At 65.5% G+C, this 26,073-nt stretch carries 23 protein-coding genes; 9 read left to right on the forward strand and 14 right to left on the reverse strand.

The features are described 5' to 3' along the window. The first annotated feature begins 249 nt into the window (after window positions 1–249). Window positions 250–1,566: a coiled-coil domain-containing protein gene (locus FR728_RS09730; RefSeq protein ID WP_149892489.1), complete on the forward strand. Its 1,317-nt coding sequence runs from the start codon at window positions 250–252 to the stop codon at window positions 1,564–1,566. Window positions 1,567–1,915: 349 nt separating this feature from the next. Further along, window positions 1,916–2,392 (forward strand): hypothetical protein, encoded by a 477-nt coding sequence (locus FR728_RS09735; RefSeq protein WP_149892490.1) that lies wholly within the window; start codon window positions 1,916–1,918, stop codon window positions 2,390–2,392. A 75-nt stretch (window positions 2,393–2,467) separates the two neighbouring features. Here the strand turns inward: FR728_RS09735 and cckA are convergent, their stop codons facing one another. The 7 genes from cckA to flgB all read right to left on the reverse strand — a co-directional run bounded on the left by cckA (window position 2,468) and on the right by flgB (window position 8,735). Continuing rightward, complete coding sequence (cckA, locus tag FR728_RS09740) at window positions 2,468–5,041, reverse strand: cell cycle histidine kinase CckA (protein ID WP_149892491.1); 2,574 nt, start codon at window positions 5,039–5,041, stop codon at window positions 2,468–2,470. Window positions 5,042–5,126: 85 nt separating this feature from the next. Beyond that, on the reverse strand, window positions 5,127–6,206 hold the full coding sequence (gene flhB / locus FR728_RS09745) for a flagellar biosynthesis protein FlhB (protein ID WP_149892492.1): 1,080 nt from the start codon (window positions 6,204–6,206) through the stop codon (window positions 5,127–5,129). A 9-nt stretch (window positions 6,207–6,215) separates the two neighbouring features. Continuing rightward, window positions 6,216–6,986, reverse strand: a complete 771-nt coding sequence (gene fliR, locus FR728_RS09750) for a flagellar biosynthetic protein FliR (protein ID WP_149892493.1) — start codon at window positions 6,984–6,986, stop codon at window positions 6,216–6,218. Window positions 6,987–7,005: 19 nt separating this feature from the next. Further along, complete coding sequence (fliQ, locus tag FR728_RS09755; protein WP_149892494.1) at window positions 7,006–7,275, reverse strand: flagellar biosynthesis protein FliQ; 270 nt, start codon at window positions 7,273–7,275, stop codon at window positions 7,006–7,008. 87 nt (window positions 7,276–7,362) lie between these two features. After that, window positions 7,363–7,671 carry a flagellar hook-basal body complex protein FliE gene (gene fliE / locus FR728_RS09760; protein ID WP_149892495.1) on the reverse strand — a complete coding sequence of 103 codons (309 nt, stop codon included), beginning with the start codon at window positions 7,669–7,671 and terminating at the stop codon, window positions 7,363–7,365. Between the two features lie 161 nt (window positions 7,672–7,832). Then, window positions 7,833–8,243, reverse strand: coding sequence for a flagellar basal body rod protein FlgC (flgC, locus tag FR728_RS09765; protein WP_149892496.1), 411 nt, complete (start codon window positions 8,241–8,243; stop codon window positions 7,833–7,835). Window positions 8,244–8,330: 87 nt separating this feature from the next. After that, window positions 8,331–8,735 carry a flagellar basal body rod protein FlgB gene (gene flgB / locus FR728_RS09770; protein ID WP_149892497.1) on the reverse strand — a complete coding sequence of 135 codons (405 nt, stop codon included), beginning with the start codon at window positions 8,733–8,735 and terminating at the stop codon, window positions 8,331–8,333. A gap of 464 nt (window positions 8,736–9,199) precedes the next feature. On the opposite strand from flgB, the gene FR728_RS09775 reads away from it, so the two are divergent. Both FR728_RS09775 and fliP read left to right on the forward strand, forming a co-directional pair. Then, window positions 9,200–11,119, forward strand: a complete 1,920-nt coding sequence (locus tag FR728_RS09775) for a flagellar biosynthetic protein FliO (protein ID WP_149892498.1) — start codon at window positions 9,200–9,202, stop codon at window positions 11,117–11,119. A 44-nt stretch (window positions 11,120–11,163) separates the two neighbouring features. After that, window positions 11,164–11,931 carry a flagellar type III secretion system pore protein FliP gene (fliP, locus tag FR728_RS09780; protein WP_188318892.1) on the forward strand — a complete coding sequence of 256 codons (768 nt, stop codon included), beginning with the start codon at window positions 11,164–11,166 and terminating at the stop codon, window positions 11,929–11,931. Between the two features lie 106 nt (window positions 11,932–12,037). Here the strand turns inward: fliP and FR728_RS09785 are convergent, their stop codons facing one another. From FR728_RS09785 to FR728_RS09805, 5 genes are all read right to left on the reverse strand, one after another. Next, a complete protein-coding gene (locus FR728_RS09785) occupies window positions 12,038–16,141 on the reverse strand; it encodes a tetratricopeptide repeat protein (protein WP_208998751.1) in 4,104 nt (1,367 codons plus the stop codon). Window positions 16,142–16,251: 110 nt separating this feature from the next. Further along, entirely contained in the window at window positions 16,252–16,974 is a 723-nt protein-coding gene (locus FR728_RS09790) for a MotE family protein (RefSeq protein WP_208998752.1), read from the reverse strand. Further along, window positions 16,971–17,690 (reverse strand): DUF6468 domain-containing protein, encoded by a 720-nt coding sequence (locus FR728_RS19580; protein WP_149892499.1) that lies wholly within the window; start codon window positions 17,688–17,690, stop codon window positions 16,971–16,973. The genes FR728_RS09790 and FR728_RS19580 overlap by 4 nt, the downstream gene beginning before the upstream one ends. Beyond that, window positions 17,690–18,919, reverse strand: a complete 1,230-nt coding sequence (gene fliM / locus FR728_RS09800) for a flagellar motor switch protein FliM (protein WP_149892500.1) — start codon at window positions 18,917–18,919, stop codon at window positions 17,690–17,692. Before fliM ends, FR728_RS19580 begins: the two co-directional genes overlap by 1 nt. A 51-nt stretch (window positions 18,920–18,970) precedes the next feature. Further along, window positions 18,971–19,471, reverse strand: coding sequence for a flagellar basal body-associated FliL family protein (locus tag FR728_RS09805; protein WP_149892501.1), 501 nt, complete (start codon window positions 19,469–19,471; stop codon window positions 18,971–18,973). A gap of 282 nt (window positions 19,472–19,753) precedes the next feature. On the opposite strand from FR728_RS09805, the gene flgF reads away from it, so the two are divergent. The 4 genes from flgF to flgH are packed head-to-tail and all read left to right on the forward strand — an operon-like array spanning window position 19,754 to window position 23,132. Continuing rightward, entirely contained in the window at window positions 19,754–20,497 is a 744-nt protein-coding gene (gene flgF, locus FR728_RS09810) for a flagellar basal-body rod protein FlgF (protein ID WP_149892502.1), read from the forward strand. Window positions 20,498–20,517: 20 nt separating this feature from the next. Next, the gene (gene flgG, locus FR728_RS09815) at window positions 20,518–21,300 is read left to right on the forward strand and encodes a flagellar basal-body rod protein FlgG (protein WP_149892503.1); all 783 of its coding nucleotides are present in this window, start codon (window positions 20,518–20,520) and stop codon (window positions 21,298–21,300) included. A gap of 12 nt (window positions 21,301–21,312) precedes the next feature. After that, complete coding sequence (gene flgA, locus FR728_RS09820) at window positions 21,313–22,359, forward strand: flagellar basal body P-ring formation chaperone FlgA (protein WP_149892504.1); 1,047 nt, start codon at window positions 21,313–21,315, stop codon at window positions 22,357–22,359. Continuing rightward, on the forward strand, window positions 22,356–23,132 hold the full coding sequence (flgH, locus tag FR728_RS09825; protein ID WP_149892505.1) for a flagellar basal body L-ring protein FlgH: 777 nt from the start codon (window positions 22,356–22,358) through the stop codon (window positions 23,130–23,132). The genes flgA and flgH overlap by 4 nt, the downstream gene beginning before the upstream one ends. A 461-nt stretch (window positions 23,133–23,593) precedes the next feature. Here the strand turns inward: flgH and dksA are convergent, their stop codons facing one another. Together dksA and FR728_RS09835 are read right to left on the reverse strand one after the other, a co-directional pair. Beyond that, complete coding sequence (gene dksA / locus FR728_RS09830) at window positions 23,594–24,010, reverse strand: RNA polymerase-binding protein DksA (protein ID WP_149892506.1); 417 nt, start codon at window positions 24,008–24,010, stop codon at window positions 23,594–23,596. Between the two features lie 182 nt (window positions 24,011–24,192). Then, window positions 24,193–24,609: a flagellar assembly protein FliX gene (locus FR728_RS09835; protein ID WP_149892507.1), complete on the reverse strand. Its 417-nt coding sequence runs from the start codon at window positions 24,607–24,609 to the stop codon at window positions 24,193–24,195. Window positions 24,610–24,956: 347 nt separating this feature from the next. On the opposite strand from FR728_RS09835, the gene FR728_RS09840 reads away from it, so the two are divergent. Beyond that, complete coding sequence (locus FR728_RS09840) at window positions 24,957–26,072, forward strand: flagellar basal body P-ring protein FlgI (protein WP_149892508.1); 1,116 nt, start codon at window positions 24,957–24,959, stop codon at window positions 26,070–26,072. The last annotated feature ends 1 nt before the right edge of the window (window position 26,073 follow it).

The following is a 26,073-nucleotide window of genomic DNA, read 5'->3' on the forward strand; positions in this document are numbered from 1 at the left end:
TGAGAAAAAAACTCAAGTTGATGCATATTTGCGATCACAGGTTGAAATGCCGTGTGCGTCATTTCGCTCTAAACGCTCGGCAGAGCGCCGGTTTTCCACATGCCGCTACGCGAGCGGGCGCGATCGCGGGCTGAAGATACACGGACAGGTTTTGCACCTGCCCGTCTCGGCGGTCGTCAAGAATGTTGACGAGTGCCTCCTGACCGGCGCTTACTTTGGGGAAGAAGCGCAATCATGGGGGCATGAGACGTGCGAACCGGGCTGGACCTTGCGCAAGCAGTCTTCGATCAGCTGACCTGCGCCACGACCGGCGAGCGGGAGCTGCTGTTCGCCCTGTCGCGCCAGTCCCAGGCGATCCTGGACACGCGCCGCCGGCAGGTGCTGCTCGCAGCCCAGCTGCTTCAGGATTTCGGCGGTCTCCTCACCTCCGTTCACATTCCCGACGCCCTCTGCGACACCCTGACCACCCTTGCCCAGCGCCTGGAGCAGGAACTCGACCACAATGCCCGCAGCACTGCGGCGCTGGCAGCAGATCTCCGCCGGGACGAGCAGGACCGGGCCACGCAGATACGCAACCGGACCCTCGCGGCGGGAGCCCTTGCGCGCGCCCGCGAAGAACTCGCCGGAATGGAGACCATCGCCCATCGGGACCTGAGCGAGGATCCGGATGTCACGGCGGCCATCCACGCGCTCGCCCAGCAATCTGAACTGGCCCGTCAGGCCCGGCTGGATCTCACGAAAGCCCTCCAAGCCCTGTCAGGGCGTGAAGGCGGTCGACCGAAGCGCAAGCGCCCGTCCGACGGCGAGGCTGCAACCGATGGCCAGCAGGACGCCTGCCTTGCCCTCGCCCGGCACGCGGACCTTCTGGAGGAAACGGCACGCGAGGCGGAACTCGACCTGCTCTCGGCCTGGCGCAGGGCGGTTGAGCGCCATGGCGAAGGCGACCTCTTCGGCAAGGTCATGCTCCAGCGCGCCTCCCTTGCGACCATCGAACAGGATCTTCGGGCGAGCGGCACGCGGATCTCCGCCGCGCTGGAAGAACTGGAACGGCTGCAACAGGCGGCCGGCGACGACGACAGCCTGACCTTCCCCCTTGCCCGATTGCCCGCAGATCAGGGGGAAGCCCTGCGCGAGATCTGGCAAGAGGCCCTCGCCCGCAACGATCCGGATCTGGAGGAGCGCCTGCGCCCGATCGAGGAGCTGAGCGAGCGCATGGCCCTCCTGAGTGCCGACGCTGCCCGCCTGCATCGGCGGATCGACGAGCAGACGCGCCATCGGAAAAGGCTGGAGGACCTGTTCCGCCGCATCGACCGGCAAGGTCTCGCCCATCCCTCCATCAACTTCCTTGACGGGCCCGCCCTGACGGCGGCCTTTCAGGCCATGCTTGAGCGCCGGATGAGCGAGACCAGCTTCTGGGCCAGGGTGGTCAACGAGGTCGAACGACCCGGAGTCTGGCCGGAGGCCCGGCCGCTGAGCGCATGTCCCGTGCCCTATCTGCCGCTGGCTGACTTCACCCTCGGTCCGGACGCCCCGGCCGGAGCCGATCTGGTTGTCCCGCCGCTGTGACCAAAAGGTCGCACCAGCCGCAGATCCGCCGTTTTCTGGTGAACCTTTCTGAGCCTCGGAACTTTACCTTTCGTGCGAAATGGCCCGCAGGGCCGTGCACGACAGGGATCTCGCCCGGAAGTGACACGCCGGACGATCTTGTCAGGGGGAAGCGGATGGGGCACCTTTCGACCATGACCGAGCATTTTCCGGGACCGGGCCGCTGGAAGGCCCGGATCGTTCCGGGCTTGCCGGGTGCGGCGTGGCGGGCACCGTGTTCGTTCCCGTCCCCTGGCCGCCCGGAAGATCCGCCTTCCGACCCGTTTGCCCTTCCCGCGCCAGCTTTCGCCTGCGCCACCAGGATCATCATATGAAAAAGACGATTGCCCTCGCTCTTCTCTGCGGCCTTGCCGCCTGCCAGACCGCACCGCGCCCCTCCGCGCCGCCCGCAGCGCCCAATGCCACGGCCGGATCCCAGGCCGTCTCGATTGCCGCCAGCCCGCAAGCCGTGCACGACACCCTGGTCGCCAGCGCCCAGGAAAAGGGCACTCCGGTCATCCAGGACGAGACCAACATGGTGGTCATGGAACGGCGCATGACGGAAGCCAACCCGGCCCTCGACAAGGAATTCGGCCCCTCCGACAACGGCGACCGGGTCATCCGCATCCGCGTCCGCTTCACCGGCACCGAATGCCGCACGGAAGCCGTCCAGGATCTCGCCATCATCAACAATGTCCGAACTGCACTCGAACAGAGCTTCGTCCTGCCGGGCAACGCCAACACCATGGAAAGCCTTCGCGGCCTCAAGTCCCGCGCCGAACAGGGCAGCCCCTGCCCGCGCATCTGACGCGAAAGCCCGACGACAAACCAAAAAACCCGGCCGCGAGGCCGGGTTTTTTCATGTCAGACCAGAGGCTTGCCCCTAGCTGTTGAGCACTTCCTTCACCGTGGTGGCCAGCTGCTTCAGCGTGAAGGGCTTGGGCAGGAAGAAGAACTTCTCGCCCGCGGGCAGGTTCTCCTCGAAGGCATCCTCCGCATAGCCGGAGACGAAGATGATCTTCAGGTCCGGCCGGGTCTTGCGCAGCTCGACCAGCAGCGTCGGGCCATCCATTTCCGGCATCACCACGTCGGAGACCACCAGATCGATCGCCCCGCCGGTTTCCTGCATCACTTCCAGCGCTTCCGTGCCGGACCCGGCCTCGTGCACCGTGTAGCCCCGCGAGGCGAGCGCACGCGCACCGAAGGCGCGAACAGCTTCCTCGTCTTCCACCAGCAGGATGGAGGCGGAGCCGGTCAGGTCGGCGACCTTTTCCTTCTCCGGCGCTTCCTTCTTCACTTCCGGCTCGGCAGAGACCTGCGGGATGTAGCGCGGCAGGAAGATGCGGAAGGTCGTGCCCACATTGACCTCGGAGGACACGAAGACGAAGCCGCCGGTCTGCTTGACGATGCCATAGACCGTCGACAGGCCGAGACCCGTTCCCTTGCCCACTTCCTTGGTGGAGAAGAACGGATCGAAGATCTTTTCCATGATCTCCGGCGGCATGCCGTGGCCCGTGTCTTCCACCTCGATCAGCGTGTATTCGCCCGGAGGCATGCCACGGGTGTTCTCGAACTGGGTCGATTCGGCTTCCGTCACGTTGGAGGTGCGGATGTAGAGCTGGCCACCATCGGACATGGCGTCGCCCGCGTTCACCGCCAGATTGACGATCACCTGTTCCAGCTGGTTCAGGTCGGCCATGACCGGCCACAGGTCGCGGCCATGCACCACCTTCAGCTCTACCTTCTCGCCCAGCAGGCGATCGAGCAGGATGTAGAGATCCGCCAGAACGTCGTTCAGTTCCAGGCGCTGGGGCCGCAGGGTCTGGCGGCGGGAGAAGGCCAGCAGCTGCCGCACCAGGCCAGCGGCCCGGTTGGCATTCTGCTTGATGTTCATGATGTCCTGGAAGGACGGGTCGGTCGGACGGTGGCTGGCCAGCAGCAGGTCCGAGAAGCCGATGATCGCCGTCAGGACGTTGTTGAAGTCGTGCGCCACGCCGCCTGCGAGCTGGCCGATGGCCTGCATCTTCTGGCTCTGGGCGAACTGGGCCTCCAGCGCGCGCTGCTGGGTCGTCTCCAGCGCATAGAGGATCGTGGCCTCTCCGTCGCCTTCGCCTTCCTGCACTGCGGAGACATAGAAGGTGGCCGAGCGCGGGTCGTGCCCCTCGTTCAGCGGAATGTCGATGGGCGCGATCTCGCCGATGCCGCGGGCGGCAGCCGACAGGGCCTTGTCCAAATCGTTGCGGCCACTCTCGGCAACGAAGTCGCGCATGGGAGTGCGGTGCTCGCCGCTCTCCACCGCCCCGAAGAGGCGCAGGAACGGCGCATTGGTCCGCAGCACCTTGCCATCCGCATCGAGCGAGGCAATGGCGATCGGCGTGTTGTTGAAGAAGCGGGCGAAGCGCACTTCCGCCGCCCGCAGCGCTTCCGAGGCTTCTTCGCCGCGGGACCGATTGAGCACGAGCGTGCGGCTGTCGCCGGGAATGCCGTGTTCGCCGAAGGGCACCCGGTGCAACAGGCGCACGGGCATGCCCTTGCCGGACCGGGTGACGAAGTCCAGATCGAAGGTCTCGCTGCGGACCTCCCCTTCCTGGCCCTTGACCGAGCGCACCAGCTCGGCCGCATCGCCCCGAATGATCTCGCTCAGGGACAGGTCGCCCGCCTCGAACTGGGCAAGGTCATAGCCCAGCCAGTCGGCGAGGGTGGCGTTGATGTAGTGGATGCGGCCCGCGCCATCGCAAGAGAAGAACCCGGCCGGCGCATGATCGAGGAAGTTGATGACCCGCTGCAGCTCCTGGAAGGAGTTTTCCTGCTCCGCCCGGTCCCGGGTGATGTCGGACAGCTGCCAGACCGTGAGCGCCCGGTTCTTGCGCCGGGAACGGGAGCGGGAGCGCTCCTCCTCGTCGGTCACGGACAGCGGCCGCAGGCCGATCCGGTACCAGCGTGCACTGCCATCCTGCCGCCCCAGCGGATGGGGCATGCGGATCTCTTCCTTGGCGGAGCGCCCGTCGCGCATGGCCTGGGACAGGCGATAGATCGCGTCGGCCGCATCCGGATCGCTGGAGAACACCCGCTCCACCGCCCGAACGTCGGCGGCACGCTCCACGCCTGTCAGATCAGCATAGGCCTGATTGGCGAAGACGAGCCGTCCTTCCGTGTCGGTGACCACGACCCCGTCGTCGAGGGTGTTGAGGAAGGCCGAGGAGATCGCGTTGCCGGTGCTGCGGCTGCCGAAGCGCAGGAAGCCGATGGTCCCGGCAAACAGGCAGAACACACCGACCACCGCGAGCAGGCCGAGGAGCGCGAGGATCAGAGGCTGCGACTGGTCCTTGCCCAGCAGGGCGAACACGGCGGCCGCCCCCACAAGCGCGACGGCCAGCCCCGTGAGGAGCCAGATGTTGCCGTTGCGCTCGGGCCGATCGATCACCGGGGCGCCGGGCGTGCCGTCCACTTCACTCATTCCCAAAATCTCCCTGGCCCGAATCGGAGATCGGGCAATATCCCAGCATTCTGCGCCGGGCCGGCAAATTCAACCGAGGCAGGCATCATTTCGACCGCCAGCCCGCGCGTTTCCGCATTTTAAAGACGAAGCCGATGACCTCGGCCACGGCCTTGTAGTGCTCTTCCGGAATTTCCGTGTCGATGTCGACGGTCGCATAGAGCGCGCGCGCCAGCGGCGGATTCTCGATCACCGGGATCTCGTGGGACTTCGCCACGTCCCTGATCTTCAGCGCCACCTCATCCACGCCCTTGGCCAGACAGAGCGGCGCGGTCATGCCCGTCTCGAACTTGAGCGCCACCGCATAGTGAGTCGGGTTGGTGATCACCACCGTCGCGTCGGGCACGGCGGCCATCATGCGCTTGCGGCTGCGCTCCATGCGCAGCTGGCGGATCTTCGCCTTGACGTGCGGATCCCCTTCCGACTGCTTGTATTCTTCCTTCACCTCGCGCAGCGACATCTTCTGCTTCTCGAACCACTTGTGCCGCTGGTAGGCAAAGTCGAGGCCGGCGACCACGGTCATCACCGCCAGGATCGCCGCAAGCAGCTGCAGGGCGAGATCCTTCGTCTCCATCAGCATGACGAGGATGTCGGCATGGATCATGACTTCCATCTCGTCACGGTGAGGCCAGAGAACCGCCACCATCAGGGTGCCGACGATCAGGATCTTGACCAGACCCTTCAGGAAGTTGACGAGACTTTCAGACGAGAACAGCCGCTTGAAGCCCGAGGCGGGCGAGACCTTGGAGAGTTTCGGAATGAGCGGTTCCGAGGTGAAGAGCAGCTGGTGCTGGACCAGATTGCCGACCACCGCCATGCCCACCAGCGCCAGCAGCGGCAGACCGACGATCAGCGCGATCGACTGACCCGTGTCGCGCAGCAGCGCGCGCAGGGCCAGGCCATCGGCCGGGATCTCCGCCGCATGTTCCAGAAACCCGCGCAGATATCCGCCCACGCCGGAGACCACCTGCGGCGAGAAGATGCCGATCATCAGCACGGCCCCCGCAAGCGTGAACCAGGTGCTGACTTCCTGCGATTTGGCGACGTCCCCCTTTTCATGCGCGTCTCTCAAGCGCTTTTGCGTGGGGTCCTCTGTTTTCTCCGAGTCGTCGGAATCGTCCGCCATGCCGTCTCCTCAGCCGTTCGTGAAGACGCCCAGCGCCTGCTGGAAGTGGTCCAGATAGAAAGTCATCATGGCGCTCAGCAGCACAAGGAACAACACCAGCCCGATCCCGATGTTCACGGGCATGGCAATGAAGAAGATCTGCATCTGGGGCATCAGCTTGTTGAGCAACCCCAGACCGAAATAGAACACGAGCCCGACCACGATGAAGGGCGCGCTCAGACGCGTGGCGATCGACAGCACCTCGCCCGCCGTCGTGGTGGCCAGTTCGGCAAAATCCCCGACCGGCACCCATTGGCCGGGGGGGAAGAGGTCGAAACTGTCATGCAGGGCCGCGATCACCAGATAGTGGCTGTCGGTCAGGAAGATCAGCGTGACCCCCAGGATCGACAGGTAGTTGGACAGGAGCGCTCCCTGCTGACCGGTTGTCAGGTCGGACCCGAGCGCAAACGACAGGCCCGACATGTTGGCCATCACGATGCCACCGGTCTGGAGCACCGAGGTGATCATCTTGGCGATCAGCCCGATGGAAAAGCCGATCACGAATTCGCCGCCCAGCAGCATGAACAGCCGCAGCGGATTGGAGAGGATCGCCTCCGGATAGGCCCCCGCACCCACCGGATAGAGCACCAGCGTCAGCATCAGCGCCACGCTCAGGCGCATCCGCATGGGGATGGAGGTCTCGCCCAGCGCCGGCAGCAGCATCAGCATGGAGCCGAGCCTTGCGAACATCAGCATGTAGACCACGGCGATCTGGGGGAGGAATGACAGGTCGACGGTCATCGCCCCGCCCCGCGCCCGCTCAAGACGGTGTGGCGAGGATCAGCTCGCCGATGCGGTTCATGAAGGCCGCCAGCATCTGTCCCATGTAGGGCAATGTCAGCAACAGGGTCGCGAAGATGGCCAAGATCTTCGGCACGAAGACCAGGGTCATTTCCTGGATCTGCGTCAGCGCCTGGAAGAGCGCGATCACCACGCCCACCACGAGACCGACGACCATGACGGGGCCGGCCACGAGGATCATGGTCCAAACCCCTTCACGGGCGAGATCGAGCACCTCTCCGCCGGTCATCCTGCGCTGGTCCTGTTCCGGTTCCTGTCGGCCGCGAGCGGCCTGCCACGTCATTCCGGCGAAGGGCCGGATGCTAGAAGGGATGCCTCAGATCTGCATCCGCATGATTTCCTCATAGGCCGCGATGACCTTGTCGCGCACGGTGACCATGGTCTCCAGGGCCGTCTCGGTCTCGGCAATGGCCGTCACCACGTCGACGACGTCCATCCTACCTTCCATCAAGCCGATCGCCTTGGCATCCATGTCGCGGCCCTTATCCACGACTCCCTCGACCGCCGTCTGAACCATGGCGCCGAAATCGGGCGCGTTGACCTTGGGCGGTTCCTGACCGGCGGCCTGCTGCATGAGCCGTGCGGCGGTCTGATAGGCGCTGCTTGCGAGTGCTGGCGTGGACATAATGTTCTGCCTCTTGCTTCGTGCCCCCTGCCGTCCCCACGGCGCGGAGCACTTTCCCCTGTATGCGGTGCGGATCCGGGCAAGCCCCGGGCGTCCGTCGCCTCAGGGGCGCCGGTCCCGGGCGGCTTCACCCGCCCCGCTTGTGATTAGATCTGGCGCGGTCAGCCGCGCAGGATGTCGATGGTCCGCTGAACCATCCGCCGCGTGGCTTCCACCACGTTGAGGTTCGCCTCGTAGGACCGCTGCGCCTCGCGCATGTCCACGGTCTCGATCAGCGTGTTCACGTTGGGCTGGCGCACATAGCCGTTGGCATCTGCCGCCGGATGACCCGGTTCATATTTCAGCTCGAAGGGCGACCGGTCCTCGACCACCTTGCCGAGCTCGACGACGTCCCCGCCGATTTCCTTGTCGAAATAGTTCTGGAAGGTCGGGATCTTGCGCCGATAGGGATCCTGATCCGGCGTACGGCCGGTCGAATCCGAATTGGCGATGTTCTCGGCGATGATCCGCATCCGGCCGTTCTGGGCCTTCAGGCCCGAGGCCGAGACGAACAGGGACTTCAAGAGATCCATTTCACTTCTCCGGTCCGGCGGCGTCAGGCCACCGGGATCAGGCTGAGGTCAGGGACGCTTACCGCTGCGCGGGCCCCCTGCCCCGGCTCAGGCGTTCTTCGACAGGGCGGTCTTGATCAGACCAAGCCCGCGGGAATAGAGCGTGGTGGCGGCCTGGAAATCCATCTGGTTTTCCGTGACCTTCATCATCTGCTCTTCCAGCACCACGTTGTTGCCGTTGGGCGTCACCTCGAACATGTCCTTCTTGCTCACCTTGGCGTGTGAACTTGCAGAGATCATGCCAGTGATGTGCCCGCTTTCGGTCGTCGCGGTCGACAGGCCGAATTCGGTGCGCCCGATGTGATCGGAGAAACTGAATTCTTCAACTTCCCGAGCCGCATAGCCCGGCGTGTCCGCATTGGCCACATTCTCGGCCAACACCCCCTGGCGCACCTGGTGCCACTGCATCTTCGACTTGATTGCCTGGAAGATCGGCAGGTCGGTCAGGGCCATTCGATTCACCATTCGTTAACAAACTGGGCAGAGATTGCCGACCGAAAGGTTAACAAAGTGTTAACGCCCCCCCGATCAGAGCCAAGGGAACTATCTGATTTGCCGCAAGAATACCTGTTCGCAATTTGCAAATTCACAACAAATCGCCACGATCGCCCGGCAAGAATTTCCACCATCTGTTAACGTTCGGGGAACGGACAGTCAGAATCGGACATCTCCGAGCATGCTCTCTTCCGCAGCGATGCACCAGCATCCGGCGGAGAGCCCCCAGGAACGTTAGTGGGGAACGTTCGCGCCGGCGGCCCAAACACCCGACCGGCAGGACAGCACACGGATCGCCACTCCCCCACGTGGGGACAAGGGCGGACAGAACGGGCGGACGGCGGGGACGAACACAGATCCGCCATACTCGTCTTCAACTCACCCGGTCACGCGTCTTGGTGCGGGGAGTGAATGAGGTAGATATGGATACGTGGATCGTTGAAACCTTCGGACTTGGCGAAAATCTGGCGCGCGGCCTTTCGGTGGGCGTGTCTCTGCTCATCGTCCTGATCCTGATCGCCCTGTTCATCTCCATCCTGAAGCGCCTCGCCGGCGCGCGACTGCCGAGCGGTCGTGGCCGCCAGCCCCGGATCGCGGTGATGGATGCCACCAGCATCGACACCCGCCGCCGCCTGCTGCTCGTGCGCCGCGACAATGTCGAGCATCTCATTCTGGTCGGCGGCGCCAATGATCTGGTGATCGAACCCGGCATCATTCGGGGCGCGCCCGTCGCCCAGCCGGTGAACGGAACCATGGGAACGCCCTCCCTGCGCGGCTCAGCCTTTGCCCAACCCGCCGCGCCCGCACCGCTTGCCGCCAGTGTCACGCCGCCTCTCGGCGCCGCAGAGGCAACCTACGCAGCTCCGGCTCCGCAGCGGCCCTTCACCGCTGAAGCTGACGCGGCAGCACCGGCGCCGATGACCGCCCCGGAGCCTGTGTCTGCGCCCGAGGCCCCGGCCATCGAGGACGAAAAGCCCGGCCTGCGCAAGCGCATCGCCAACCTGACCGCCCGGCGTCCGGCATCTGCCGCCGCGCCACAGGCCCAGCCGACCCCGCTCAGCGCCCAGGCTTCCACGCCGCAGACCCCGCCTTCCCAGGCAGCGGCATCCCAGACGTCTGCCTCTCAGTTCTCCGCAACGTCCCGTCTGCGCGAGCGGCCCAGCCAGGCCCCGGCCGCCACGCCAACCCGTTCCGCAACGCCGGACGCAAGCGTGAACGCCCGTCCGACGGCGAGCGAACGTCCCGCGACCATGGGCTCCAATGCTCGGGCAGCCCGGGCGCCCGACGCGCCGCTGCGCAGTGCCCCGGCCGCCCTGCGGGAGGGCGCAGCCCTCTCCTCCACGCGCACCCAGCCTCAGACGGCCCCGAGCGCCGCTGCTGACAGCGCAGCCCTGAACATTTCAGCCTCTGGCGAGACACCCGCGGCCGACCCGATCGCACCCGTTGCTGCCCCCGCAGTCGCTCCGGTCGCGCCCCCCGTCCCCGAGGCACCCCCTGCCGAGCCCGCACCCGCCGCATCTGCCGACACCGGCAAGGTCGCCGGATGGACCCGCAGCCTGGCCAGCACCGCCGAGCGCTCCACCCAGAACATCGCGGACCGGACCGTGCGGCCGGCGACGCGCATTTCCCCTCCGGCGTCGGGACCCGCTGCCAAGGCCATGAGCCTCTATCAGTCCACCCTGGCCGAGCGAAGCCAGACCGAAAGGAAGGACGCAACGTCAAGGGAGGCTCCGGCTTTGTCGACCGCTCGCGTCGAGCCCGCCCTCGCAACGCCCCGATCCACGGCGCCGGTCGCCGAAAAGCCCGTTGCCAGCGAGACACCAGCCGAAACCGCCATGGAGCCGAAGGCCGAGGCGGCCCCCGCCCAGCCGGAAGCGGCCACCGTTGTCGCGGTCGAGCGCGCCGAAACCGTCCAGGTCGACGTGGTCATCGCAGAGCAGAAGGTTGCGGAACCCGACCCGACCGTTGCTCCCGCTGCCGCGCCTGCTCCTGCGCCTGCCGTCACGGCTCCCGTCGTGACCCTCGCAAGCGACACGGCTCCCTCCGAAGTCACCGCAGATGGAGAGCAACCGGCTGGGGACACGGTGAAATCCTTCGCCAGCGCCGTTCTGGCTGCCACGGCTGCCCGCTCCCGCCGGTTCGAAGGGAGGACGCCGTCCCCGGCTGCACCGACCGCCACACAGCCGGCCGAAGACAATCCGGATGCCCTCGGCCTCGACCTCTTTGAAGACGAATCCGGCTCCGAGGCACCGGCGCTCTCCGTGGCGCCGGAGGACCGGCCCAACCCGATCGAGAACGAGATGGCCAAGGTCCTCGACGAATTGCACGGACAGAAACAGTGATGAAGCCGTCTCAGGGGGCCCGCGTCCGGCACCATTCGAGCCCCATGCGGGCCCTGGGTCTCTCCCATCGCAGATCGCTGGTCCGATGGGCCCTGGCGCTCGGCTTCGCCGCGCTCGGCATGGGACTGGGCCCGGCACTGGCTCAGGACATCTCCATCGGCTTCGGCGAGGGCTCGACCCTGACCGAGCGGGCCGTGCAGCTTGTCGCCCTGCTCACGGTGCTGTCCCTCGCCCCCTCCATCCTTGTGATGGTGACGAGCTTCACCCGCATCGTGGTCGTGCTCTCGCTGCTGCGCTCCGCCATCGGGCTGCAGACCGCTCCGCCCAACACGGTGATCATCTCGCTGGCCCTGTTCCTCAGCGCCTTCATCATGGCCCCAACGCTCCAGACCGCCTACAATGACGGGGTGCAGCCGCTCATGAACGGCGACATCGAGTTCGAGCAGGCCTATGAGCGCGTGTCCGACCCCTTCCGCACCTTCATGCTCAGCCAGGTGCGCGAGAAGGATCTCCAGCTCTTCCAGGAGCTCTCCGGCGCGGCCGCGCCCGAGACGCCGGACGATCTGGCCATGCAGATCCTGGTGCCGGCCTTCATGATCAGCGAGCTGCGCCGCGCCTTCGAGATCGGCTTCCTGCTCTATCTGCCGTTCCTCATCATCGACTTGGTGATCGCCTCCGTGCTCATGTCCATGGGCATGATGATGCTGCCGCCGGTCGTCATCTCCCTGCCCTTCAAGCTCATCTTCTTCGTTCTGGTGGATGGCTGGCACATGGTGGCTGGCTCGCTCGTCAAGAGCTTCGGCACCGGCTAGACGCCCTGCTCACCATGCGCATGAAAAAGGCCTGCCCCGATAGGATCGGTGGCAGGCCTTCGTCGTTTCAGAGGATCTTCTCGAAACGGGAGGAGCGCCGCTCGCCTCAGCCGTTTCCGCCGCCTTGCGCCCCACCGGCCGCTGCCTGAGGCGCGGGCGCCGGACCACCGGGCCCGGTCGACGGGGTCATGTACTGGCGGCGATATTCCTGCAGGAAGGTTTCCAGCTCGTCCGTATCGGCAAGCTTGTTCGCCACTTCGAGGAACTCCACGCCCTGCGCCTCGACCGGGCGCGTCACCACCTCGAAGGCAAGAGCCTCCGGGCTGTCGGTCATCTTCGGCAGATACTTGCTCTTCAGCCGGTCGAGGCTCAGCTGATCCCCGGCGAGCGAATAGGCAATCGCGGCCTTGAGAATGTCACGGCGCTCCAGATCATCGAGCGCTATGGTGTCCGACCAGCGCGAGGAATGCATGGCCTCAAGCTGCTCGCCCGCCTCGCGCCAGCTCTGCGCCGCCCAGAACGTGTCGGCACGCAGCCGGTCCACATCGGTGCCGCGCATGTTGCGCACCAGCTCCAGCGCCAGATCCGGACGCCCGCTGGCGGTCAGGGCACGGGCTTCCACCACGTTGCGCTGGCGCTCGAGCGTGTTGGGCAGACTGGACTGGCGGGTCTTGTTCAGCACCCGCAGCGCCTCTTCCGGCTTGCGGTCGGCCAGATAGATGGCCGCGAGATCGGCCGCGATCTGGGAGCGGGCCGAACCCTTCAGCCGGTTGTCGACCTGATGACGCAGAAGACCGGCCGCCTGATCGAGAAGATCGACCTCCACGAGCCGCTTGGCCAGGCCGCGCACCATCTCGTCCCCCTGCCGGCCGATTGGGGTCATCTCGCGGAAGTCATAAAACAGGGCAAGCGCCTTCACCGCCGGCATCTCGTCGGCCTTGCCGTCCAGATAGAGCGAGGCGAAGAGGGCGTTCATCTCTTCCTGCAGCAGGCGGGTGGTGTCCGCATCCGGGTTGGCCTGAACGGCCGATTTCATCGCCTCGAACGCCTCCCGGTAGCGCCCCTGCTCCGCATAGAGCTGCGCCAGGAAGCGCAGGGTCTTCAGCTCGATCTCATCCCCGCGCCAGGAGGTGGCCAGGCCGGCCAGCCGGTCGATGGTCTCGTCGACGGAGGCTTCCCCATCCCGGTAGCGAATGCGCAGGGCACGATATTCGGCCTCTGCGGCGCGCGGCCGGTCATCGGACTTCGCCACATAGTCGAAGGCATTCAGGGCTTCCTGCGACCGGCCCGAGGCATCGGCCACCCGACCCCGCAGGATGTCGTAGCGAGCTGCCTGGGAAGAGGTCACGTCCGCCGGCTCGACTTCCGCCAGAATGCCATTGGCGACACCGAAGTCATTGGCCTCCACCATGGTCAGGGCGGCGGCCAGATTGAACTCGGTCTGGATCGACTTCGGATAGTTTCCGATCACCGCCCGGCCACGCGGAATGGCAATGCGCGCCGCCGTCCAGTTCTGCAGCGCCGAATCGACGATGGTCTGCCACACGGCCGCATCCGGGCTGTTCTTCAGCTCCGGACGGTTGAGATAGTCGTAGGCTTCCTTCTCGCGGCTGGCGAGCGTCAGGGCCGCGCCATACATCAGGTTGAAGCTGGCATCTTCCGCCAGAACCGGATCCTCCTCCAGCGCCAGCTGCATCAGCCCGAGCGCTTCCTGGGCAAACTGATGGGCCAGATAGAAGCGGGAGAGATCCATGATCTCCTTGCGGCGGCGCCCTTCCGGCGCCTGGGCCAGATCGTTCTGCAGCTTGTGCAGCCGGTCGAGGAAGGTCATCGGGCCTTCGGTGCTCAGCGAGACGAATTCCACATAGCCCGGCTCATTGGGATCGACCGCGCCATTGAAGGCCCCAGTGCCCCCGCGCAGGTGATTGTTCGACAGGGAGAGGCCCTCCCCCTTCTCGATGATCACGTCGTCACCCAGAAGCTTCATGGTGACGTCATCGCTCTTCTTGATGATCGCCACACCCTGCGCAGAGCTCAGGGCTTCGATGTCCACGAACTTCTGCGCCTTGAGCAGGCCGCGCGGCGGACCGAAGCCGGTGACGAGGCCGATCTTGTCGCCGACGAAGGGATCCTCCAGTTCACGGATATGCTGCGGGTTCTGGTAGAGGATGCGCAGGACGGACCCGCCGTCGCTGCGCACGTTGCGCTCCAGCTTGAGCGGGATCGACGGCTCCAGGATCATGTCGCCGATCACCAGGCTCCAGGCATTGCCGTCGAGACCCACGGTGGCCAGAACCGGATCGTTCAGGTCGAGCCGCAGGATCTGATAGCCATCCCCTTCCGAAACAGCGATCGTGTCAGCGGTCCCCGAAAGGGCGGATTCCATGCCGCGCGTATCGATCGTGGCATCCGTGTCGAAGACCATCCAGATGCTATCGTTGCGCCGGAAGATCGCCGAGGACACCGGCTCAACGAACGGGAAGACAACACGTACGGTGTTGCCGATGCGGCGGGCTTCCGCATTCACGAAATTGCGGACGTCTGCGGCGGCATCCGCAGGCGGCTGTTCGGGCGAGACCCGCTCGGTGACCTGCTGCATCGGGGCCTGGGCGCGCCAGGGTTCGCTGCGGTCGGTCTGGACCACCGGCGGGGCCGCCGGCGTTCCCACGGGAAGCGCCTGCGGCACGCCGCTGGGAACAGGAGCATCGGTGGGGGCAACAGTAGCCTGGGCGGCCTGCACCGGTGCCTCTGCAACAGGCTGAGCCGGGGCGGCCGTCTGGGCAACGGAGACGGGTGGGATGTCGGAAACCGCGGCCGGGTCGATGGCAGTCGTCGGATCGCTGGCGCCGGCGGCGGGCGGCTGAAGGACAGGCGCACCCTCCGTCGGCGCGATGGCGCTCAGCTGCAGGGCTCCGTTGGCGGCCGCATCCGGATCGATTGGCGCGCTTGCCGCATCCAGGGCATCGCCCGGCTGGGCCCGGTCGCGGGGCTCACCAGCCGACAGGGCAGCATCCTCGGCCGCCGGCTTGGCCTGCGGGGTCTGGTCGAACGTGCTCGGGGTCACCTCGCCTGAAGCGAGCTGATCAACCGGCGCGCCATCACGCGCCGCAGCAGCCGCCGCAGCCGGGGTCGGGGCAGGCAGCGCGCTGTTCTGGAGCGGCGAATTGCCTTCCATCAGCGGAGCGGCAGCGTCCCCCGTCGGCGCAGGTGGCGGACCGGATTCGTTGCGAGCGCCCGGCGCCACCACGAGACCGGTACGCCCTTCTTCCTGCTGAACGCCCATCTCGTTCTGGATCGCCTGATTGACCGCATCCGGGGCCGGCGCGTTCTTGGCGGTAATGTCGATGACGTAGGTCTGTTCTTCGCGGAAGGCGCGGATGTCCGTGCCCTCGTCCAGACGCATGAGGAACTTCAGCTTGCCTCCGTCGAGGAAGGAGGTGGCATCCACCACGCCCGGCGGCAGATGCGCCCGAAGCTCGGAAATATCGAGCTGGGCCGGGTGGTTGAAGGAGACGCGCACCAGGTCATCTTCGCGCACGAAGGCGGTGTCGAAGGCAATCGACCAGTCGAAGACCAGACGGGTGAAGGTCGGGTGGGTGCCGATATGCAGATCGACCCGCGGGCCTTCCTTCGCCTGAAGGCGGGCTTGTTCGAGCGCGCGCACCTTGCGCATGGCCTCTTCGGCGCGCTTGGCCAGATCCCGGACCACATCGTCGGGCAGGCCCGGCGGCAGGCCCTGCCAGGTGGCGGGCAGAATGTCGATGAAGAGCTTCTCGCCCGCTTCCAGCGTGTTGATGCGGAAATTGCTCTTCAGCGCAAACCGGATGGCGCTGCCGTCCGGGTCGCGCCGGGCAATGGTGACATAGTCGCCCAGCACCAGCGGCACGTCTTCCACGTCGACGGAAATCGGTTCCTCGAAGGAGATTCGCAGCACGCCTCCGGTCACCGCCGCGTCATAGATCGGCAGCAGGGTGCGGTCCTTGAAGGTCAGGACGACGCGGCCGTAGCCCTCTTCGGGACCGGCCGCCAGCGTGACTTCCTGAAGGGCCTGGGCGCTGGCGACGGAGAGGGCAAGCGGGGTAACGGCAAGCGCGGATCCACCGGCCAGCGCGAGACGGCAAAGGACAGGGATCGCCCAGCGAAACGCTGCACGTCCGGAGGTGGAAAAGGTCTCGCCTTTTCGCAGGAGGGTCCAGAAGTGCTTCAGCACAATCCTTCTCGATGTCCACGGGGCCGCCAAAGCCCGAATTTTAGTTAAGCGGTCTTAACGCGTCCTTACATTCACCGCAGAAAACCGCCCCGGCTCGGCTCAATTCCGGCTCAGTTCGGCTGGATCTTCGGCAACTCGCCGCTCATCTGCGGCGCCATGCCACCACCGCCTGCACTGTTGGCAATCGCAACCGTAAGGCGCTCGGCCGCCTCCGGCGACATCTTGCCCAGGATATCGGCCATTTTCCGGGGTTTCATCTGCCGCACGACTTTGAGAAGAACCTCCATGCTCAGCCGGTCGAAGATCCGGGCCGCATCCTTCGGTTTCATGTTCTCGTACATGGTCACGAGGGCTGCGATCTCGCCCTCTTCCTGCTTGCGCTTTTCCTCGACCTTGCCCTCGATCGATTGCTCCAGGGCCTTGAGCTCATCGACCCGCTTCTGAATCCGGTCCTCGGTCGCCTGCAGCAGCTTCTCGCGCAGATCCAGCTGGTCTTCCTGCTTCTGCAGGTTGTCGCGCCTCTGGCCAAGGCTTTCGAGCACGGCTCGCTCAGCGGCAGATCCGCCGATTTCAAGACTGTCGGGAATGGGCGGCGGCGGGCCATCACTTGCCGCATCACCAGCGGGCGCAGGATCAGCGGGCGCGCCATCAGTCGGCGGCGGCGTGCCGCCAGCCCCTCCGGCATCACCCGCGGGGGCCGCCGTTTCCTGTGCCTCGGCGGTCTGAAGCGGCGCAACACCAGGCAGGCCTGTGCCCAGCACAAGCCCGAGCAGCTTGAGCGCCAGAAGGGCGCTCGCCGCTACGGCAAGACTGGGCAGCAGGCGCAGGTTCATGCAGCCGCACCTCCGGTGCGATTACGGAAGCGGCCCAGACGTTCGGTCGCCTCGGCAGCAGCGCTGCGAATGTCACGGGCGCGCGGTGCGGGAGCCGCCGGCTGGGCGGGCGCAACCGGTGCATAGCCCTGGGTATAGGCCGGAGCCGCCTGCGGCTGACCGTAGCCCGCCGGATAACCGCCCTGACCCATGGCCGGAGTATGGGTCTGCCCCATGACCGGGGCCTGAGTATGCGCCTGCGGCTGCATCGGCTGACCGGCCCCATAGCCGGGGTAACCCTGCGCCTGGTGATGGGCCTGCTGCGGGGCCGGCTGGTGGGCCTGTTGGGCATAGGCGGGAACGGCCTGCTGGGCGGCCTGATGGGCGGCGCGCTCCTCGGAGGCGCTGCGAGCAGCTTCCGCGATCTGGCTGATCCGGCTGAAGATCTTCTCCCCCTCCTCGATCTGCTCGGCAAGCGAGCTGGAGAGGCTGTGCGCCTCGCGCAGATGGCTGCCCAGGGTCTCGTCCGCATCGCGGGCGGTAGCCTTGAGGCCCAGAATGGCGCGTTCGGCGATTTCCGTCGCGGTCATCAGTTCCGAGATCGTGGCGCGCAGGATCTGCTCGTCCGCCCGCAGACGCATGAGCCGACGGTTGAGCAGCCAGCAATAGCCAATGGTGACCAGCAGCAGGACGGCCACCAGGGCCTCGATGATCATTCCGAGGGGAAGGGAAGTCATTACTGCTCCATTTCGCTCTGCATCGCGCGCTCGAATGCGGCGAGGGTCATCTTCGGTTTCTTGAGGTTACGCGACACACGCACGGCAACGGAGTTCTCGATCTTCCCGATCGTGCCTTCCGTCAGATGAACACTGCCGCATTTTATCGTGACCGGATCGGACGGGTCGATGTCGAAGACGAGAGTCTGGCCGACATCCAGAGAAAGTATCCGCCCGAGCGGCAGATAGGTCTCGTAGAGAACCGCGTCCACGGTCACTTCCGCAGCGTGAATTTCGGTAGCCAGGTGACCTTCCCAAATCGGATCCCGGCCGAACTTCTCGCCCATGAACATTTGCAGGAGCAGATCGCGAATCGGCTCCAGCGTTGCGTAGGGCATCATGATCTCGACGGTACCGCCGCGATCTTCCATGTCGATCCGCAATTCCACGAGAATCGCCGCATTGGCCGGTCGTGAAATGGCGGCGAAGCGCGGATTGGTTTCCAGACGCTCCAGATTGAAATGCACCGGCGACAGCGGCGAGAACGCATGCTCCATGTCCTGGAGGATGATCGCCACCATCTGCTGCACCAGATTGGTCTCGATGGTCGTGTAGGGCCGCCCCTCGACGCGCACCGCCGAGGTGCCACGGCCACCGCCGAGCAGCACGTCGATGATCGAATAGATCAGGCTCGATTCGACCGTGACCAGACCGAACCCGTCCCACTCCTCGGCCTTGAAGACCCCGAGGATCGCCGGCAGCGGAATGGAGTTCAGATAATCGCCGAAACGCACGGAGCTGATCGAATCCAGCGACACTTCCACGTTGTCGGACGTGAAATTGCGCAGGGAGGTCGTCGTCAGTCGCACCAGACGGTCGAAGACGATTTCCAGCATCGGCAGGCGTTCGTAGGACACCATGGCCGAGTTGATCAGCGCCCGGATGCCGCTCTGGTCGCCGGCAATCGTGTCCTCGATGTTGAAGCCGAGGAGGTTGTCGATTTCCTCCTGGTTCAGGACACGGTCGGCGCCGCGAGTAGCGTTCTCGAGATCCGGCTCGCTGTCGTCGATCATCGCAGCCCATTGGGCCGCCATGTCGTCGGCGCTTCCGGCGCCCTGCTCTTCCAGAGCCGCGCCCCATGCTGCCGCCAGGTCGTCGTCGTCCGAATCGCCCGCGCCCTGCTCCGCAAGAGCAGCGCCCCAGGCGTCGGCCATATCCTCTTCGCTCAGATCGTCGTCGTCGTCAGCCATGCCAAACCATCTCAGTCTCGCGCCTGCCGCCGGCCATCGCCGGCTGCGGGCCTACTGGACCAGGATTTCCTTGAACAGCACCCCGTTCACCTTTGCCGGGTAAACAGAGAGGTTGATGCGCCTGAGCAATTCTTCCTTCAGACGGAACAGACCGGCAGATCCCTCCAGATCCGCGGGGCGAAGTTCGCGCAGGTAGATCTGGAACGCATCCAGAATGCGCGGCAGGTAAGGCTCGATCTGCGCGATCATCGCCTTATCCTCGACTTCCAGCGCGATGCGCACCTTGAGATAGGTGGACCGGCCATCGGTCGCGAGATTCACGGTCATTTCCGGCAGGTCATAGAAGACCACCGGCTTCTGCACCTCCTGCGCCGCCGGAGTACCGTCGGCACTGGGGGGCGGCGCGGAATCGCCGGAGAGGAAGAAATAGGCGCCGCCGCCAATGGCCAGCACGGCCACCAGTCCGATGCCCCCGAACAGGATCAGCTTCTTCTTGCCGCCACCGGCACCGGCGTCTTCGCCGTCTTCACCGCCAGCTGTTTCGTCAGCCATGTCGATCCCCGATTCCGCCCCGTGAGAACACGCACGCGCGTTAGGTTACTAAAGAGTAAATGGTTAACGAGTGGTTACTAAATCGTTAACGAGCCTAACTCGGCAAAAATTACCTTCCGGTTAATATGTGCCGGAAATCCCTGCCGAGCGCACCCCGTCCATTTACCTTTTACCCAAGATTTTCAGCCGTTTAGAAACTGGCACGCCACGTGCAATTAACTTTTGCGAACGGCCCGTCTGGGGAGATTGGCCGTTCCTCGGGGAGCAAAGGGAAGTGTTAACATGGAGAACGCGCAGCTCATCACCCTGTCGCGCCAGGGCGCGCTGAGGAATCAGCTGAACGTGGTCGCCAACAATATGGCGAACCTCAACACGTCGGGATTCAAGGCGCAGCAGCTTCTGTTCGAGGAGTATCTGATGCCCGTCGCCGAGGCGACGGAGTTTCAGACCCCGGACGAGGACCTGTCCTATGTGAACGACTACGGGACGGCCTTCGACTTTTCCGAAGGCGGGATTCGCACGACGGGCAACCCCTTCGACCTGGCGGTCGAGGGTGACGGCTTCTTCGTCGTGCAGATGGAAGACGGCTCGGAAGCCTATACGCGCAGCGGCGCCTTCCAGCTCGATCAGAACGGCACGCTGGTGACCGCCGACGGTCGTCCGGTCATGACCGAAGGCGGCCCGATCACCTTCGGCACCGCCGACGGTCAGGTCGAGATTGCCCGCGACGGCACCATCAGCACCGAACAGGGCGCACGCGGCCGCATTCGCCTGGTCGACTTCGAGAACCCGCAGGACCTGCGCGTTCTGGGCGACAACCTCTTCGTCGGAGAAGAACCGCTCCCCCTCATCCCCGTCCGCAACGTGGTTCAGGGCGCGCTCGAAAATTCGAACGTGGAAGGGGTGGTCGAAATGACCCGCCTGATCGAGCTGACCCGGGCCTACGAGTCCGCCACCAAGATGCAACAGGACCTGGACGAGCTGCGCAAGACCGCCATCCAGACCCTCGGCACCGTAGAAGCCTAAGCCTTTAAGGATTCTGTCCCATGAAAGCACTCCATATCGCCGCAACGGGGATGAAGGCGCAGGAAACGAACGTCGAGATCATCTCCAACAACGTCGCCAACATGCGCACCACCGGCTACAAGCGCCTGCGTGCCGACTTCCAGGACCTGCTCTACGAGAACCAGCGCCGCGTCGGCTCCCAGACCTCCTCCGCCGGAACCATCGTTCCGACCGGCGTGCAGGTGGGGTCGGGCGTCAAGCTGGCCGCGACCTCTCGCATCATGACCCAGGGCACCCTGGAACAGACGGACAAGGAACTGGACCTCGCCATCCGCGGCGAAGGCTTCTTCCAGATCCAGCTGCCGGACGGCACCACCGCCTACACCCGCGACGGCTCCTTCGAGCGCGACTCGGACGGCAACCTGGTGACCGTCGACGGCTATGCCGTGCAGCCGGCCATCAACATCCCCCAGGACGGGACGGATCTGTCGATCTCCGCCGACGGCACGGTTCAGGTCACCGATGCCACCGGCGCCCAGGTCACCCTCGGTCAGCTCAATCTGGCCCGCTTCGTCAACAAGTCGGGCCTCGAGTCCATCGGCGACAACCTCTACCTGGCGACCGACGCCAGCGGTGACGCCCAGGTCGACATCCCCGGCAACGACAACTTCGGCGACCTTCAGCAGGGCTACGTGGAAAGCTCCAACGTGGAAGCCGTGACCGAAATCTCCGACCTGATCGCCGCCCAGCGTGCCTACGAGATGAACTCCAAGATCATCCAGGCCGCGGACGAGATGCTGTCCACCACCAGCAACCTGCGCTGAGGAGAGAGCTGAATGACCCGCTTCGCAACCCTTCTCGGCACCGCCGGCGCCCTCGTCGCAAGCCTGCTGCTCGCCAGCCCGGCCTCTGCCCAGAGCGCCACCCAGCCCCTGCCGCAGATGCAGGCGCAGGCCCAGATCAAGCCGGTCCTGCGCTCCGAGATCGCGGTCCTGTCGGACATCGTCACGGTCGGTGACTTTTACAGCGACGCCGGCCCCGTGGCCCTCGTGCCCCTGTTCCGCGCCCCCGATCTCGGCGTGACCGGCTCCGTGCCGGCCGAGGATGTGGCCCGGCGCGCCCAGGCCGCCGGCCTGACCGATGCGGGCACCGACGGGCTGCGCGCGGTCACCGTTCATCGCCGCGCCGAAATCTACGATGCCGCCCGCCTCAAGACCGTGATCGGTGCCGCCATCGCCCTGCGCGACGCCAACATCCGCGCCGAGGATCTGGAAGTCTCCTTCTTCCGTGACCCGGCCCCTCTCCAGGCCGACCCGGGCGACATGGAGCCCGTGCGGGTGGATCAAGTCGTCTGGTCCCGCACCGATGGCCGTTTCACCGTCAGCGCCTCCGTGGCAACCGGCGGCGGACGCCAGACCCTGTCCCTCACCGGCTTTGCCCGCGAGATGGTGGAAGTGACCGTGCTGGCCCAGCCGCTCTCCCGCGGCACCGTGCTCAAGGCGGAAGACCTGACCGTTGCCCGCCTGCCGGTGCAGCAGGTGCCGGCCCGCGCCGTCCTCGACCCGGCCGATGTGGTGGGTCTGGCAGCCCGGATGAACATGCGCCCCAACAGCCCGCTGGTGCGCGCCGACTTCGAGCGCCCCGTTCTGGTCGCCCGCAACGAGCGCGTCACCCTGACCTTCGAGATGCCCGGCATGAAGCTGACCTCCCGTGGCCAGGCCATGGAAGACGGCTCCGAGGGCGACATGATCGACATCATGAACCTTCAGTCCAAGCGCGTCGTCCCGGCCATCGTGGTCGGCCACGGCCAGGTGCGCATCCTTGCGCCCAACACCCTTCCCGCGGCGGCCCAGGTCGCCAGCCTTGACGGAGCCAGCCGATGACCGCTGCCCCTCTCCACCGCCCCGCCGCAACCGGCACCCTGCGCAAGGGTCTCCTCGGCCTGGTCCTCGCCCTGCCCCTGACCGCCTGCGGCACCGCCGACAAGCTGGCCCAAGTCGGACAGCAGCCGCACCTGAACGCCATTCAGGATCCGCGCACGACACCGGGCTACCGGCCGGTGCAGATGCCGATGCCGGAAGCCCAGAGCGCCCACTACAGCCCGAACTCCCTGTGGCGGTCGGGCAACCGGGCCTTCTTCGAGGACCAGCGCGCCAAGCAGGTCGGCGACATCCTGACCGTGCTCGTGACCATTTCCGACAAGGCCCAGTTCGACAACGCCACCTCGCGCCGGCGTTCGGACAGCTCGTCGGCTGGCGCCGGCGGAGCGCTCGGAACGGCCATCGACATCATCGGCCTGCCCGCAGGTGTTGCGGCGAGCGATCTCGCCTCGGTCGACAGCTCCACCAACTTCTCCGGATCCGGCTCGGTCGACCGGGAGGAAAAGCTGGAAACCACCATCGCGGCCGTGGTCCTGCAGGTCCTGCCCAACGGCAACCTCGTCATCGAGGGCCGTCAGGAGGTTCGCGTGAACAACGAGGTGCGTGAGCTGGTGGTCGCCGGTATCGTGCGGCCGGAGGACATCACCTCCGAAAACACCATCGTCAGCGAGAAGATCGCCGAGGCCCGCATCGGTTACGGTGGCCGCGGTCAGCTGACCGACGTCCAGCAGCCCCGCTACGGCAGCCAGGTGCTCGACATCATGCTGCCCTTCTGACCCGCCTTCCGCTGTCGGGCTTTTCCGTGCCCGGCATCCCGCCACGCCGGACACCCCGGCACTTTCACTTTCACGATCCCCCGGTGGACATGGCGCCTTCTAGAAGCCCCATGCCCGCCGACAACGGACCAGGGTGGCCTCGCTCCCCGAGCCTGTCCCTGTCCGTGCACCCTCAGGACTGGCGTTCCGCCGCTTTCCGGCCTCACCCCAAGGGCACTCCCCACACTTCCGCCCGAGGCTGCGAACGCTCCCCAGGCGGGGCGCCGGTCCTGAAAATGCAAAAAGGCTCATCCGCGACGGCGGATGAGCCTTTTTCATGTCTGGTTCGCGTAGCCGTGACGCCCGGCCGGCGCCGAGACTTGAGCATGACGCCTGCCGCAAGACGCCTCAGCGACCCGGCACAGGCGGATCGTCTGTCACATCATCCCCGCCCGTCCCGGCGGCGGAGCGATGCACGCGGCTCAATCGTCGCGATAAACCTTCTCGCGGCGCTCGTGCGCTTCCTGTGCCTCGATGGACAGGGTGGCGATCGGACGGGCATCCAGCCGGCGCACGGAAATCGGATCACCGGTCTCCTCGCAGTAGCCGTAGGATCCGTCGGCGATCCGTTCGAGGGCGGAATCGATCTTCGAGATCAGCTTGCGCTGACGATCGCGTGCACGCAGCTCGATGGATCTGTCGGTCTCGGAAGAGGCGCGATCCGCGAAGTCCGGGTGGTTCTGGCTTTCTTCCTGCAGGTTCGCAAGGGTTTCCTTGCTTTCACGCAGGATGTCTTCCTTCCAGGCGAGCAGCTTGTTCTTGAAATACTCGCGCTGCCTTTCATTCATGAACGGCTCGTCGTCCGAGGGTCGATATGCAGACTCAAGTTCAACCGTCATCGATAGCTCCGGATTACCGTTAGGCCGGGCGCAATATATCCCCCTGCCCCCTCTGCTACAACGGTGCTTTTGTTAAAATTGGCGTCATGGAAAATGCTGATTTGACAAAGGGTTAACCGTGAAAGCCGCCAGAGGAGGCAAGACGCTGCCCAAGACATCGGCAACGTAGCGTCAGATTGGACCTAGAATCGGCCCAGCTTGGCGAGCTCGACACGGGCCCGCAATTCGATCTCCTTGAGCACTGCGGCGACCTGTTCGTCCTCCTCCGGGATCTCGTCGCCGAGGCGGCTCACGAGCCGTTCCAGGCGGTCCTCGGAGACCCGCCCGGCGAGAAGGTCCGCCTTCAGCTGATCCAGCGTATCGAGCAGGTCATAGCCCCTCTGGGCAGCCGGCGAACGCTTGCGGCGCGGCTGCTCCTCCACTTCCTGCAGGGACAGCAGCGCATCCATGCCATGCAGACCGGAGGTGCCTGTCGTGCCGCTGGAGTGGGTCGCCGGCTCCTCGCTCTCCAGGCTGAAGCCGCCTGAGGTTCCGTCGGTGCGCTTCTTGCCGCCCCGGCCCTGAACGCCTGTCAGAGGGTTCTGTCCTGTGATGCGCATGGGTCTCGATCCATCTGCTGCAAGGCCGTCGCATCCTCGACGCTGAGGTCATGGCGGACGGCCGATCTGCCGGGTCTTGCGGTCCGGATGCGGGAAATGCGGGCCCGGCCACGCGGCATCCTTCGTCCGCACAGGGTAAATGAGTCCGGGTCCAATCGGCAATATTTGCCGGACCCTTGCCCACGCCTCTTTGATCACTGGCCGGTGCGCTCAAGTTTAAATTAGCAAAATCAGATACTTGAACCGTATTCATCAGGAGAAATCCGGCTGGCATGGCCTTCGCATAATGCCACGTGACGGTGGGCTCCCTGCTCGCGGCGCCCCTCAAACCCGAATGGAACTCTGGCATGAACACCGGTCTCGTCCTTCGCTTCTTCGCACTGGTCCTCTGCGTGACCATCCTGACCTCCGCCGCGCTGGCCGCGTCGCGGATCAAGGACATTGCGGATTTCGAAGGCATCCGAGAAAACCAGCTGATCGGCTACGGCCTCGTGGTCGGCCTGAACGGCACCGGCGACAGCCTGCGCAACACGCCTTTCACCCAGCAGAGCTTGCAGGCCATGCTGGAACGTCTCGGCGTCAACACCCGTGACGTGGACCTGAACACCAACACGGTTGCAGCTGTGATGGTGACCGCCAACCTGCCGCCGTTTGCCACCCAGGGCACGCGCATCGACGTCAGCGTGTCGGCCCTCGGCAATTCCTCGTCCCTGCAGGGTGGCACCCTTCTGGTGACGCCGCTCGTCGGCGCCGACGGGGAAGTCTATTCGATTGCGCAAGGGTCGGTGGCCGTGGCCGGCTTCTCCGCCCAGGCCGACGCCGCCTCCGTCGTGCGCGGTGTTCCCACCTCCGGCCGCATCGCCAATGGCGGATTGGTGGAGCGCGAGGTGGACTTCAAGCTCGCCTCGCTGACCTCCCTGCGCCTGGCCCTGCGCAACCCGGATCTGACGACCGCCCGCCGGGTGGCCCTGTCCATCAACGAACTGATCGGCATGCCCACCGCCGAGCCCATGGATCCGGGCACGGTCCGCATCGAACTGCCGCGCGACTACAGCGGCAACATCGTCGATCTTTTGACCGACATCGAGCAGCTGATCGTCGAGCCCGATCTGCCGGCCAAGGTGGTGATCGACGAGAACTCCGGCATCATCGTCATGGGCCAGGACGTGAAGGTCTCCACCGTCGCGGTCGCCCAGGGCAACCTGACCGTCACCATCGCCGAAACGCCCCAGGTGTCCCAGCCCCTGCCGTTCGCCAATGGCCAGACCGTGCAGCTGCCGCGCTCCGAGCTGCTGGTCAACGATGATCCGGACGCCAAGCTGGCGATTGTCCCGGGCACCGTGACCCTGAAGCAGCTTGTCGACGGGCTGAACGCCCTCGGCATCGGCCCGCGCGACATGATCTCCATCCTCCAGGCCATCAAGGCGTCCGGCGCCCTGCAGGCCGAAATCGAGGTGCTGTGAC

Origin of the sequence: Roseibium aestuarii (genome assembly GCF_008477545.1) — a bacterium.
GTDB lineage: Bacteria > Pseudomonadota > Alphaproteobacteria > Rhizobiales > Stappiaceae > Roseibium > Roseibium aestuarii.